Source organism: Paraburkholderia sp. MM5477-R1 (assembly GCF_050436385.1).
Classification (GTDB): domain Bacteria; phylum Pseudomonadota; class Gammaproteobacteria; order Burkholderiales; family Burkholderiaceae; genus Paraburkholderia; species Paraburkholderia tuberum.
This window is the reverse complement of record NZ_JBNDMC010000008.1, coordinates 167,452-180,362: the sequence shown is the minus strand read 5'-3', so window position 1 is coordinate 180,362 and position 12,911 is coordinate 167,452. Positions and strand designations below refer to the sequence as shown.

The following is a 12,911-nucleotide window of genomic DNA, read 5'->3' as shown; positions in this document are numbered from 1 at the left end:
GAAATCACAGGGTGTGATCGAGTAGCAGCGTTTCGACGTCGAAGCTATCAACAGGCGTTGACAGTAGTGTGCCGAGGTAGTGCCCCAGGCGTTGCCAGGCATCGCACATTTCGTTGGCGTAGCCGTACTGCTGGTAGACGCGCACCAGTTTCGGATTGACCTCCTGTCGATCCCGCTGTGGCGCGACGTGGTTTAGACACCGCTCGATCACGACAGGGGAGATGCCGAGCGATTGCATGAAAGTTGCGCCGGTGCGTCGCAGATCGTGAGGTGTCCAGCCACCCCCGGAGAGTACGAGCGAATCCCACAGTGGAGATGGTTTGCGATCCATGTTCCGCTTGCGCGTCGATAGATCCATATTGCAGCCTCAGTGTCCTCGCCCAGCGGAGTGTGCCGCACGCGACCCCACGTTTCCCGGTCGGGAGTCTCACGGGTTGCCGCGACCTTCAAATTGAGGTCACGCACTTCGTCTTCGGAGAGGGTCCGTGTCCGCAAGGAGACGTACCCCTTGCCGAACAGGCGGTCCAGATCGATCAGTTCGGTAGGCAGCACATCGATGAGGTCACGCCACGGCTTGCCGCGCTTGCCCCATTTGAACATGTGGTGCAGCTCGCCAAAGTGAGCGAGTGCGGTCGGCTTACGACCCGATGAGATGATCGCTTGCAGCACTTCAAGGAGGATCGAATCACTTACGTCGTGTACACGTTTCTCCCCGAGTGACGGCAGGATGTTTTTCTCGAACGTGAGCTTGAGCCGCTTCTTGCATTTCCGGTTGACCCCGTGTTCCAGCCATGCGTCGCAGAGCTGGCGGAAGGTGGACCTCGTAATCTGTTCCTGTTCGACGCGGGCCGTATGCTCTGCAAGCAGCCGTTTTTCCAATGCCCGCTCGAGCGTGATCTGCTGGCGTACTGCTTGTTTTTGGCCGTTGGGATCAGCGCCAAGTGAGACACGAACCTTGATGGCTTGATGTTTTTCGCGAATGGCGTTCAATGTGTCACGGGGCCAGGCACCCAGCGCCACTTCCTTCTGTTGCCCGTCGAACCGATAGCGATAGCGGAAGTGCACACTAATCGCGCCGGTTGCGGACACGTGAACCTTTCCTGCGACTCCATTGCCATCCCGGAGGACGCGTCCTTGGTCTATCGGCGTGAGTACGGCCAGTAGATTTTTCGGTCAATTCCCCCACAGCATTCCCCCACAGCGAACCGTTATGTCGGGGCAGTGTATAGAAGGCAGGAGTAAAACGGTAAACATGTTATTTGTTTTTAATCAACAGCTTAGTGTCTTTAAAATTGGTGCGACGCGACATAAAAACTCGCGATGGTAAACTGCCGGGTAAACCTTCCGGTGGATTGCTGACGATTCGTCTGAAGAGCGCGCATTCGCCGTAGAATAGACCGCGCGGGCGGCGCATTCGGTCGCCCGATTCAACCCGCGGTTGCCACGAAGTGCCAGAGCGCCGCCGCTTCGTCAGTGTTTCGTCTCAACGAAGTTGCCATGCCCGCGCGATAAAGCTGCGTGGGATCGGCGTAAGCGCTAAAGCGCTCACGCCGATCGACAGAGGAGACCGCCCCATGCGGGCCGACCCGATCCAGCGTGCCATCGACGAAGACCTCGTGCGCGTGCTCTACGCGCAGGATCCGATCGCGTTCTTTTCGCACTGGTTTTCGATCGCGGTGCTGGTGGCGATCTACTGGCCGCATGTGCCGGCCCCGCCGCTGTTTATCGCGTGCTTCGTTTTTTATGCGCTCGCCAATTGCGCGGGCCTGGCGCTGTGGATTTGCAATCGCCGTTATCCGCAGCTCGTCTCGCCGCGCGACTGGATCTATCTGCACGCGCTGCGCGGCGTGCTCCTCTATAGCGGGCCGGGCTTCGCGGTGTGGTTCGCGTTCCAGAGTCCGCAAACCGATCTGCCGTTATTGCATACCGTACTGCTGGTGACGCTCGCGGCCGGCGTGTTCATGTCGAATGGGTTCGATCTCCTCAATTTTTCGACCTCGATTCCGTTTCTGCTGCTGCCGTCGATCGTGCTGCATTTCGGCTCGCATACGTTCGATCGCACGATTCTCGCGATCGTGCTCGCGTTCTTCTTCTGCGCGATCAACGTCTACGCGATGAGCTATCGCAAGCTGTTTCGCCAGGTCGTGCAGGCGCGTGTCGATCAGCAATACCTCGCGGAATCGCTGGCCGCGCAAAAGCGCGTCGCCGAAGAAGCGAGTCTCGCGAAGACGCGCTTTTTCGCGGCGGCAAGCCACGATCTGCGTCAGCCGCTGCATGCAATCGGCCTGCTTGCGGCATCTCTGAACGATCCGGCGGCGACGCCCGCGCAGCACGCGAAGACGGCCGGGCACATCGTCTATAACGTCGAGGCGCTCAATCAGCTGTTCAACCAGGTGCTCGATCTCGCGCGGCTCGAAAGCGGCGTGACCCAGGTGATCCGGTTGCACTTCCGGCTCTCCGAGCTGTTCGACCGGGTCGGTAGCCAGTATCGTCCGCAGGCCGCGGCGAAGGGGCTCGCGCTGCGCATCGCGCCTACGACGATGGTCGTCTACGACGATCCGGTGCTGCTCGAACGCGTGTTGAGCAATCTGCTGTCGAACGCGGTGCGTTATACGGAGCAAGGCGCGATCTGGCTCGGCTTCCGGCGCGCGGGGCGACAGAAGGGCGGCTATATCGAGGTGCGCGATTCGGGCGTCGGCATGGCGCCGCAAGAGCACGAGCGCATTTTCGAGGAGTTTTACCAGGTCGAGAATCCGCAGCGCGACGCGCGTCAGGGGCATGGGCTCGGGCTGCCGACCGTCAGGCGGCTCGTCGGCCTGCTCGGCGGCGAGTTGCAGCTGCGCTCGGCGCCGGGGCGCGGCTCGGTGTTCCGCTTTGCGGTGCAGGCGGGTGACGCGAGCGGCATCGTCGCGAGTCTGAACGATTCGGTCGCGGGCGGCCCGGCCGCGCAGGGGCGGCGCGTGCTGTGCATCGACGACGAGCCGTCGATACTCGAAGGCCTCGCGAGTCTGCTCGAGCGCTGGGGCTGCGACGTGCGCGGCGCGCGCGACGAAGCCGGCGCGCTCGCCGCGCTCGCGGACGGCTTCGTGCCCGACGCGGTGCTGTGCGACTACCAGCTCGCCAATCACCGCACCGGCGCGCAGGCGCTGAGCGCGATACGGGGCGTGCTTGCGCGGGAGGGGCACGGCAATGTGGTGACGCTGCTGATCACCGGCGATATGGCGTCGGCGGAGCTGACGGCGCTCGCGTTGCAGGGGATTCCGGTGCTGCACAAGCCGGTGACGCCGGCGCGCTTGCGGCGCACGCTGGAAATGCTGTGGCAGCAGGCGGAGCTCGATCAGGGGCGGCCGGCGGGTGCAGTGGTGTTGGGGGGCGGAGCGCCGGACGACCCACCGCCGTCGCCCGCCGCGGCCGGCTCGCCGCAAGCCGAAGCGGGCTCAGGCGCGCAAAGCGAAACGCAGCCTTAGAGGCTGGAAACCAAGACGGGTTGGGCTTGCGGCGCAGCACAAAGCGCTACAACGTCTTCCCGGCCTCCAGCCATCCATTGATTACGGCGATCGCCGTCGACCGGTTATGCACACCAAGCGCCCGAAAGATCACCGACAGATGCACCTTCACCGTGCCTTCGGCGACGCCGAGATCGCGCGCGATCATCTTGTTGGTCCAGCCGCGATGCACGAGCCGCATGATGTCCTGCTGACGTGGTGACAGGTTCTCCAGCAGATGCTGCTGATGCGGCTGCAGCGACGGTACCTGCGTGACCGGTTCGAGCTGCGGGACGGTGCCGGGGCCCGGCCCGCGGACGGCTTGCGCGGCGGCGCCCGGGGCCGGCACACGTGCCGATCCATCCGCATCGGTGCCCGCCCGCGTCTCGCGCGAGCCGAGCAGACTCAGCGCCTCCATCGGCACATAGGCACCGCCGGATAGCACCAGTTCGATCGCCTTCAGCATCACGCTGGCGGGCTGGCGCTTGGGGACGAAGCCGAGCGCCCCGGCCGCGAGCACCGCGCGCATCTCGTCGGGCGATTCCTCGGCGGACAGCACCACGACCGGCAGCGCCGGATTCGCCTTCAGCAGCGTTTCGAGCGATGTCGCGCCGCTCATGCCCGGCATATGCAGATCGACGATCGCCAGATCGTGATTCGCGTCGGGGCGCGCGGCGGTCGCAAGGGTTTCCCAGCTGTCGGCTTCGTCGAACTGGGCGTCGGGATCGAAGCCGCGCAGCATGCCTTTGACGCCTTGCCGGATCAGTTCATGGTCGTCGGCTACAAGAAACTTCATGATGTCTCCGCGAGTCGAGCCTGTCCGTTGAGGGCTGCCGCCGTTGCGCATGCCGCAGTTGCAGGCTGCGCAGCTGCGACGCGCGTGGCCGGCTGCCGGCATCGTTCGCTGCGCTTCGTGATGTTAAGGCAGGTCTCCCGCGCATAGGTTCCGGCTTGCTACGTAGACGAGCCGCGCGCCCCGTTTTTGAAGCGCTGACGCGCACGATCCGGAAGGTTATGCCCGCCGGATCGACATGGGTTCGCGCGCCGCTATCTGACCGCGAACAGCGTCGCACTCATCAGAAGCTTGAAGGCGAAGCCGAGCGACATCGCTGCGGTCACGCCGAAACACCATAGCGCGATGAACCAGAGCCAGCCCGGCAGTTTGCGGCTGGGCGTTGCGGCAGTGGCGGTGGGAGCCGACGCACTGGCACCCCGCGTTTCAGTGATAGTGATGTTGGTCGCCATGACGCACCTTGCCTCGAAAGACCCAGTAACCCATCGTCGTATAGGCGACGATGATCGGCAGGATCACCGCCGCGCCGGCCAGCGTGAACGTCTGGCTCGAGCGTGGCGCGGCGGCTTCCCATAGCGTGATGCTCGACGGAATCGCATACGGCCACAGACTCACGAGCAGCCCGAGATAGCCGAGCAGCACGATCGCCAGCGCGAGCACGAACGGCGTGTTGTGATGGCGCGCGCGCACCGCGCGATGCATGAAGAACGCGCAGATCGCGACGAGGAACGGCACCGGCAGCAGACGGTAGAAGATCCCGTCATGGAACCAGCGTTGCGCGATGCCCGCGTCCATCAGCGGCGTCCATAGGCTCACGAGCGCGACGAAGCCGAGCAGCACCAGCGTCAGCGGCCAGACCACGCGATGCAGCCGTCGCTGCAGATCGCCCTCGGTCTTCGCGACGAGCCAGCAGCAGCCGAGCAGCGCGTAGGTCGCGACGAGTCCGAGGCCCGTCAGCAGGCTGAACGGCGTGAGCCAGCCGAACGCGTCGCCGGCATAGGCGCCATCGGCGACCGGAATGCCTTGCAGGAACGCGCCGAGCACGATGCCCTGGAAGAACGCCGCGCCCGCCGAGCCGCCGATGAACGCGAGATCCCACAGATGCTTCGTGCGCCGCGACTTCGCGCGGATCTCGAACGACACGCCGCGAAAGATCAGGCACACGAGCATGAACACGAGCGGCAGATAGAGCGCCGACAGCACGGTCGAGTAGACGACAGGAAACACCGCGAACAGCGCGGCGCCGCCGAGCACGAGCCAGGTTTCGTTGCCGTCCCACACTGGCGCGACCGTGTTCATCATCAGGTCGCGTTCCTTTTCGTCGGGGAAGAACGGAAAGACGATGCCGATGCCGAGGTCGAAGCCGTCCAGCACCACGTACATGAAAAGGCCAAGCGCGATGATCGCGGCCCATACGACGGTTACGTCCATTTTTTCTTTCTCTCGAAGCGTAGGTTAGACGGCGTCGATCATCCGATCGGCGGCGGACAGCGGGCGGCGCGCGGTCTGCGCGGGCGTCGGCTGCGGCAGGCCGTGGGACATGTCGTGCGACTCGCCGCCAGGCAGCGCGGGACCGGAGCGCATCAGCTTCAGCATGTAGTAGATGCCGGTGCCGAACACGAGGAAGTAGACGGCCACGAACGTCATCAACGACAGACCGACCTGCTGCGTGGTCAGCGGCGACACCGCCTGCGACGTGCGCATCACGCCGTACACGACCCACGGTTGACGGCCCGCTTCGGTGGTGACCCAGCCGGCCAGCAGCGTGATGAAGCCGCTCGGTCCCATCGCGACGCACAGCCGCTGGAACCACTTCGCTTCGAACAGGCGCCCGCGCCGGCGCAGCACCCAGGCCGCGATCGACATCGCGATCATCTGCACGCCGAGGCCGGCCATGATGCGGAAGCTCCAGAACACGACGGTCGAATCCGGCCGGTCCTGAGGCGGAAATTCCTTCAGACCGCGGATTTCGCCGTCCCAGCTATGCGTGAGGATCAGGCTGCCGAGGTGCGGCACCGACACCGCGTAGCGCGTGGTCTCCGCCTTCATGTCGGGGATGCCGAACAGGTTCAGCGCGGTACCGCCTTTTTCGGTATCCCACAAGCCTTCGATCGCCGCGATCTTCGCCGGCTGATACTTGCGCGTATTGAGGCCGTGCTGATCGCCGACGAATGCCTGGATCGGCGTGAGGATCAACAGCAGCCACAGCGCCATCGAGAACATCTTCTTGACGGCGGGATCGCGCCGGCCGCGCAGCAGATGCCACGCGCCGACCGCCGCGACCACCAGCCCCGCGACGATGAACGCCGCGAGCGCCATATGCGCGAGCCGGTAGGGGAACGACGGATTGAAGATGATCTTGAACCAGTCGAGCGGCACGACATGACCGTCGACGACTTCGAAGCCCTGCGGCGTCTGCATCCAGCTATTGGACGCGAGAATCCAGAAGGTCGAGATCAGCGTGCCGATCGCGACCATCAGCGTTGCGCCGAAGTGCGCGCGCGGACTCACGCGCTGCCAGCCGAACAGCATGATGCCGAGGAAGCCCGCTTCGAGAAAGAATGCGGTCATCACCTCGTACATCAGCAGCGGACCGGTGATCGGTCCGGCGAAACTCGAGAAGCCCGACCAGTTGGTGCCGAACTGATAGCTCATCACGACACCGGAGACGACGCCCATGCCGAAGGCCACCGCGAAGATCTTCGACCAGAACAGACAAAGATCTTTGTAGTAGGCCTTGCCGGTTTTCAGCCAACGCCATTCGAGAACGGCGATGAAACTGGCGAGACCGATGCTGAGCGCGGGGAAAACGATGTGAAAAGAAACGGTGAACGCGAATTGAATGCGCGCGAGATCGAATGCCGATAGTGCGGAGTTCATGATCCTGTTGTGCGTGATGGCCCGCGTGAGCGGACTTACGCGCGTCGACCGATGTCGGTGCGCACTGCGCTGGGCAGATGGCGCAAGAGTAGGGGATCGAAACAAAAAGTGTTGCGATGCGATGTGCGTCAAAAAACCGCCTTGTTTTATGCGAAATACGCTTATCGATGAGGCAAGCCGTTGTTGAATATCAAGTTTCTTTTGGCGGCTGATACGTGGCCGTGTGTGCCTCGGCGCGTGAGCTGCGTCAATCGACCGCGCTGCAGCAATGCGTTTCGCGCAGCCTTGCGCGGCAAGGTCGCGGGCGGTGTCTGTCGCCAGCCGACAATCGATCCATCCAAACCGACTTCGTCGGTGGGCGTGCTGGTCAGGCGATTTTTTTACTTCTACGATGCACGCTGCCGCGTGGCCGTTTCAGCTTTTTCTCTTCAGTATTCGTTGCGCATTATCCGTTCGCCATTCGTTTGGTGTTGATGTTATTTCGCGGCGGAATTTCTCAATAGGTCATGACTCATTGCCGCATTCGCACGGCGTTCTGTCATGCGTCGCGCGCATACTTCGTGAGCAGCTTGCGCTTCATCCACCTGCCGGCGACGGCAGACTTCATCGACAAGGAGTCAGCAGATGAGCACGATCAGGACGAAAGACGGTACCTCGATTTTCTACAAGGACTGGGGCCATGGCCGCCCGGTCGTTTTTTCGCATGGCTGGCCGCTGACCGCCGATGCGTGGGATGCGCAGATGCTGTTTCTCGGCAGCAAGGGCTTTCGCGTGATCGCGCACGACCGGCGCGGTCACGGCCGCTCGGAGCAGCCGTGGGACGGCAACGAGATGGACACCTACGCCGACGATCTCGCCGCGCTGATCGAACATCTCGATCTGCAGGACGCGACGCTGGTCGGCCATTCGACAGGCGGTGGCGAAGTTGCGCATTGCATCGGCCGGCATGGCACGGGGCGCGTCGCGAAGGCTGTGCTGATCGGCGCAGTGCCGCCGCTGATGCTGAAGACCGCCGATAATCCGCTCGGCCTGCCGATCGACGTGTTCGACGGCATCCGCAAGGGCGTCGCGGACGATCGCTCGCAGTTCTTCAAGGATCTGGCCGTGCCGTTCTACGGCTACAACCGGGAGGGCGCGAAGGTGTCGCAGGGCGTGATCGATTCATTCTGGCGCCAGGGCATGGCCGGTTCGATCAAGGGGCTATATGACTGCATCGAGCAGTTCTCCGAAGTCGACTACACCGAAGATCTGAAGAAGATCGACGTGCCGACCCTGGTGCTGCACGGCGACGACGACCAGATCGTGCCGATCGACGCAGCCGGCCGACGCACCGCGGAGATCGTCCAGAACGCAACGCTGAAGGTTTATCCGGGCGGCCAGCACGGCATGTGCACGGTGGAGGCCGACAAGGTCAATGCCGATCTGCTCGAATTCATCGGCGCCTGAGCGAACGTAACGAAGTGATCCGTTGAGGGCGCGGGCGGCATACGGACGCCGCTCGCGTCGGACGCCACGCGCCCGCTGGCGTCGGGTAAATCCACTCCTGGAACAAAAATCCACTTCAAGTTATACGATGTCGCACGAACGCGATGTTCCTATGCCTTTGTTTTTTAAAGAGGTAGGAAACTGCCACACAGTCATTTAAGGGTAAATGCGGAGTTGAAATCTGCTTGTCCATCGTCGATAGTACGTTATCGTACAACTTGAGTGTGTTATGCGACGCGCGCAGCGCGATTTCGCTGGCCGCTCAGATCCTCTGTCTGTTCTCTGAAGACCTCGCGCGCGGCGCAGTAAAAGGAACCCCTATGAAGAAGATTGCCCTGAGTGGCGCCGGCGGCCAGCTCGGCTCCGTGGTACGTGCTGAATTCGTCGCGCGTGGCGTGCCGTTGCGCTCGGCCGCGGGCTCCAAAGTACTGACGCCGCTCGTCGACGGCGAAGACGTGATGAACGGCGACCTGCGCGATCCGGCGGTGGTCGACCGTCTGCTGAACGGCGTGGACGTGCTGATCCATTTCGCCGGCACGAGCGTCGAGCGTCCGCTGCCCGAGATTATCGAGAACAACCTGCGCGGCCTCGTCGAAGTCTACGAAGGCGCGCGCCGCAACGGCGTGAAGCGCATCGTGTTCGCGAGCTCGAACCACGCGATCGGCATGTACCCGGTCACCGAGCATCTGAGCCTCGACTGCGAACTGCGCCCGGACGGCTTCTACGGCCTGTCGAAGGTGTGGGGCGAAGCGCTCGCGCGCATGTACTGGGACAAGCACGGCATCGAAAGCGTGTGCGTGCGGATCGGCAGCTGCCTCGAGCGTCCGACCGAGCAGCGCCATCTGAGCACCTGGTTCGGCCACAAGGACCTGATGCATTTCCTCGAGCGCTGCATCGAAGCGGAAGACGTCGGCTTCCTGACCATCTGGGGCGTGTCGGCCAATACGCGCAGCTGGTGGGACAACAGCGGCGCCGCGCGCCTTGGCTACGAGCCGAAGCAGAACGCCGAGGACTACGCGCAAGACATCCTGTCGCGCCCGAATCCGCTCGATGAGCTATGCCAGCGCTACCAGGGCGGTAGCTTCGTCGGCATCGACTATTCGCGCAAGGCTTGAGTCCCGTTCGGCTTGACGGGCAATGCAACACGAGGAGTAGCAGCAATGAAGATCAAGGGTATTCGCTGGTGGATGGTCGCGCTGGTCGCGGCCGGCCTGATCATCAATTACCTGGCGCGTAACACGTTGTCGGTTGCGGCTCCGACGATGATGAAGGAGCTGAACATCACGACCGAGCAGTATTCGCACGTGGTCGTGGCGTGGCAGCTCTGCTATGCGTTCATGCAGCCGGTCGCCGGTTTCGTGCTCGACACGATCGGCACCAAGGTCGGCTTCGCGGTGTTCGCGCTGGCGTGGTCGGTGGCGTGCGCGGCGGCGGCATGGGCGACGGGCTGGCGCAGCCTCGCAGTGTTCCGCGGGATCCTGGGTCTCGCCGAATCGGCCGGGATTCCGGCTGGCGTGAAGGCAACCAGCGAGTGGTTCCCGGCGAAAGAGCGGTCGGTTGCGATCGGCTGGTTCAACATTGGCTCGTCGATTGGCGCGGTGCTTGCGCCGCCGCTCGTCGTGTGGGCACTGTTTCACGGCCGCTGGCAACTCGCGTTCGTGATCGTCGGCGCGGCGGGTATCGTATGGAGCGTGCTGTGGATGATCATCTACAAGCATCCGCGCAACCAGAAGCTGCTGGGCAACGCGGAGCGCGACTACATTCTGAGCGGCCAGGAAGCGAAGCATCACGATGACATCAACGCGCCGAAGCGCAACTGGCGCGCGATGCTGGCGAGCCGCGATTTCTGGGCGATCGGTATTCCGCGAATTCTGTCCGAGCCGGCCTGGCAAACGTTCAACGCGTGGATTCCGTTGTACATGATGACCGAGCGTCACATGAACCTGAAGGAAATCGCGATGTTCGCGTGGATGCCGTTCCTCGCCGCCGACATCGGCTGCGTGCTCGGCGGTTATCTGAGCCCGCTGTTCCACAAGTACGCGAAGGTGTCGCTGTTCACGTCGCGCAAGATGGTGTTCGTGGTCGGTGCGTTGTTGATGATCGGGCCGGCGTGCGTCGGTCTCGTCGAGAGCCCGTACATGGCGGTGGCGCTGCTGTGCGTCGGCGGCTTCGCGCACCAGACGTTGTCGGGCGCGCTGTACGCGATCACCTCGGACATGTTCGGCAGGCACGAGGTCGCGACCGCGACGGGCATGGGCGGCATGGCTGGATATCTGGGCGCCGCGGCGTTCACCGCGCTGTTCGGTGTGCTCGTCACGCAGATCGGCTATAGCCCGCTGTTCGTCGTGCTGGCGGTGTTCGATCTGATTGCCGCGGTCGTGGTCTGCCTGATGGCCAGGAGTTCGGAAAAGATGCCGGAGCCGAAGTGGGCGTCGGCCGGTGCGGTGACGGCGAAGTAAGGCGAAGTGCGGTCGGCTTTAGTGGGCCGATGTGGTGAAAGAAGCGGCGCCCATGAGTGGGCGCCGTTTTTTTATTTGCGGGTTTGAGGCGGTCGACTGGATGCTGGTGTTGTGGCGCGAGCATCGCGACAAACTACTCGCTGAGAAGCCTCTTTAATTCGTCAAGAAATGAAGCCGTCGTGTAGCCCATAATTCCGGACCAAAATCCTGCCCATTGTTGTAGTTGCTTGCATTCGAAACGGGTCGTGTTTGCAATCGGCGTGTTCTCCTGGCAGGCTCGGATCGACGGCCCTTCTTGTCCGCTCTTTGACCCAGTTAGCTCGCGGAGACTGAGATCAGCGTTGCTTTGACCTTTTCCCAATCCCTGGCAACGGGCTCCATCGTCCATTGTCGCCATCTGCGCCGCAAGATGACCGGCAGGCGCGGGCGGTTGGATTGTTTCTCAAGGTGACTCAGGACGATGTCCCGCACCGCCTCAGGGCTCCACCCGCTCCATTCGCCGGCCACGAGGAAATTTGGCAGGAACGCCGGCGCCACCTCGTCGCGCAGGATGTCTTCCAACTCCTGCAGCCCAAAACCTGAACACCGCAGTCTTTCCGCGACGTACCGGCAGGCAATCTCATCGAATTCCGCATCAAGGAAGAGTTCGGAGAGCGCCACCCACACCGGAAGGCGGCGTTCGACTTCATCGGGCTTCAACATGGGCGTCTGCAGTGAACGTTCTTGAGCATCGCATTGCTAATGTGCTTGAGTGACTGCCAGCTTATCGGCGCATCGTCGTCTGATAGACAGTACCGAATACGATGTCACTGCCGAAGGCGAAAAGTATGCCCCCGATGAGCGCCACCGCGCCCACGCAGACAGGTGCCGTTGCTGTACACACGCCGGTGGCAACCGCACCGGTACTGACGGCCCATCCACCCCATGCACCGGCTGCTGCTATTGTGCCTTGGCGGGCGATCTCGCGCGGCTTGTTCTCTGCCTTGTAGACTTCATAGACCCCGACGGCGACGGACACCAGAAGGAGGCGGCGACCCACCGTGCCAAGCTTTCGGGCGAGCGTACTGGCCGAAGTCCGGTCGGTGCCGGCACTTTGGACGATGCGCAGCCAGACAGCAGATTGCTCGGTCTCGGATAAGGCTGAAACCGGACGTTTGAAGAGTGCCTGCGCGTTCTTTTCGGCCAAACTGGCCAGCGAGGGGCTGGTCCTCTTGAGGTTCGTCACATATGCCCTGATCGTCGGACTCGTGCGCATACGAGTCAATTCGAGGATTTGCTGACGCATGGCATGAGCTTGTTCTGCCGCTTCGGCAACACTGAGGCCCCCGCTTCTGACCCGCTGCTGGAAATTGCCACTCATGGCTTGAATATCACGCAGGTATTGCGCTCGAACACGTTCGTCTCTGATGCATGTGGCGGCAAATTGGCTGGCGGTTCCCTGTAGCGCCGCCAGGGCTTCGTCAAGGGGCTGTGGTTGTGTTGAAATCATCGTTGTCTCCCACAAGAACCCCGCCAAAATAACGTCGACCACAGGGACAGGAAATGGGCGATGGATGATTCTTGTGTCCAATTGATCCGATGAACTGCGAGTTTTTGACTGCATATCGCTCGTGGTCATGCGCTAGCCACTGGCTAACGCACGGCAGCAGACGGCAATCCGAGGAGACACGGGGCCGGGAGTCCATCGCTAAACACGATAAAGGGGTCGCGTTAGGCGGCGAAAGGCTCTACGGCCCGGAAGAGGGAGAAGGGGGAGAAGGCATCACGCGCAAACTACGTACGATGCCCAAGAATGCAAAGTGCAATCGA

General features: G+C 62.6%; 12 protein-coding genes. 4 read left to right on the top strand and 8 right to left on the bottom strand.

All coding sequences use genetic code 11. The annotated features are described in order from the left end of the window. Positions 1 to 4: 4 nt before the first annotated feature. Together OKW35_RS42575 and OKW35_RS42570 are read right to left on the bottom strand one after the other, a co-directional pair. Positions 5 to 238 carry a hypothetical protein gene (locus OKW35_RS42575; RefSeq protein WP_184066977.1) on the bottom strand — a complete coding sequence of 78 codons (234 nt, stop codon included), beginning with the start codon at positions 236 to 238 and terminating at the stop codon, positions 5 to 7. Further along, positions 208 to 1,143 (bottom strand): integrase arm-type DNA-binding domain-containing protein, encoded by a 936-nt coding sequence (locus tag OKW35_RS42570; protein ID WP_429555253.1) that lies wholly within the window; start codon positions 1,141 to 1,143, stop codon positions 208 to 210. The genes OKW35_RS42575 and OKW35_RS42570 overlap by 31 nt, the downstream gene beginning before the upstream one ends. A gap of 431 nt (positions 1,144 to 1,574) precedes the next feature. On the opposite strand from OKW35_RS42570, the gene OKW35_RS42565 reads away from it, so the two are divergent. Continuing rightward, the gene (locus OKW35_RS42565; protein ID WP_429555218.1) at positions 1,575 to 3,467 is read left to right on the top strand and encodes an ATP-binding response regulator; all 1,893 of its coding nucleotides are present in this window, start codon (positions 1,575 to 1,577) and stop codon (positions 3,465 to 3,467) included. A 46-nt stretch (positions 3,468 to 3,513) separates the two neighbouring features. On the opposite strand, the gene OKW35_RS42560 is transcribed toward OKW35_RS42565, so the two are convergent. The 4 genes from OKW35_RS42560 to OKW35_RS42545 form a co-directional block, all read right to left on the bottom strand. Next, complete coding sequence (locus OKW35_RS42560; protein ID WP_184066994.1) at positions 3,514 to 4,281, bottom strand: response regulator transcription factor; 768 nt, start codon at positions 4,279 to 4,281, stop codon at positions 3,514 to 3,516. Between the two features lie 251 nt (positions 4,282 to 4,532). Then, positions 4,533 to 4,730 carry a hypothetical protein gene (locus tag OKW35_RS42555; RefSeq protein ID WP_429555217.1) on the bottom strand — a complete coding sequence of 66 codons (198 nt, stop codon included), beginning with the start codon at positions 4,728 to 4,730 and terminating at the stop codon, positions 4,533 to 4,535. Then, positions 4,705 to 5,709, bottom strand: a complete 1,005-nt coding sequence (cydB, locus tag OKW35_RS42550; protein ID WP_184066997.1) for a cytochrome d ubiquinol oxidase subunit II — start codon at positions 5,707 to 5,709, stop codon at positions 4,705 to 4,707. Before cydB ends, OKW35_RS42555 begins: the two co-directional genes overlap by 26 nt. Before the next feature lie 24 nt (positions 5,710 to 5,733). Beyond that, a complete protein-coding gene (locus tag OKW35_RS42545) occupies positions 5,734 to 7,158 on the bottom strand; it encodes a cytochrome ubiquinol oxidase subunit I (RefSeq protein ID WP_429555216.1) in 1,425 nt (474 codons plus the stop codon). A gap of 624 nt (positions 7,159 to 7,782) precedes the next feature. On the opposite strand from OKW35_RS42545, the gene OKW35_RS42540 reads away from it, so the two are divergent. The 3 genes from OKW35_RS42540 to OKW35_RS42530 all read left to right on the top strand — a co-directional run bounded on the left by OKW35_RS42540 (position 7,783) and on the right by OKW35_RS42530 (position 11,102). After that, a complete protein-coding gene (locus OKW35_RS42540) occupies positions 7,783 to 8,604 on the top strand; it encodes an alpha/beta fold hydrolase (RefSeq protein ID WP_429555215.1) in 822 nt (273 codons plus the stop codon). Positions 8,605 to 8,963: 359 nt separating this feature from the next. Beyond that, positions 8,964 to 9,758, top strand: coding sequence for an NAD-dependent epimerase/dehydratase family protein (locus OKW35_RS42535; protein ID WP_184067005.1), 795 nt, complete (start codon positions 8,964 to 8,966; stop codon positions 9,756 to 9,758). 45 nt (positions 9,759 to 9,803) lie between these two features. Beyond that, the gene (locus tag OKW35_RS42530) at positions 9,804 to 11,102 is read left to right on the top strand and encodes an MFS transporter (RefSeq protein WP_429493775.1); all 1,299 of its coding nucleotides are present in this window, start codon (positions 9,804 to 9,806) and stop codon (positions 11,100 to 11,102) included. Positions 11,103 to 11,417: 315 nt separating this feature from the next. On the opposite strand, the gene OKW35_RS42525 is transcribed toward OKW35_RS42530, so the two are convergent. Together OKW35_RS42525 and OKW35_RS42520 are read right to left on the bottom strand one after the other, a co-directional pair. After that, positions 11,418 to 11,804, bottom strand: coding sequence for a DUF7079 family protein (locus OKW35_RS42525; RefSeq protein ID WP_090806099.1), 387 nt, complete (start codon positions 11,802 to 11,804; stop codon positions 11,418 to 11,420). A 61-nt stretch (positions 11,805 to 11,865) separates the two neighbouring features. Further along, on the bottom strand, positions 11,866 to 12,720 hold the full coding sequence (locus OKW35_RS42520; protein WP_429555214.1) for a hypothetical protein: 855 nt from the start codon (positions 12,718 to 12,720) through the stop codon (positions 11,866 to 11,868). Positions 12,721 to 12,911: the final 191 nt, after the last annotated feature.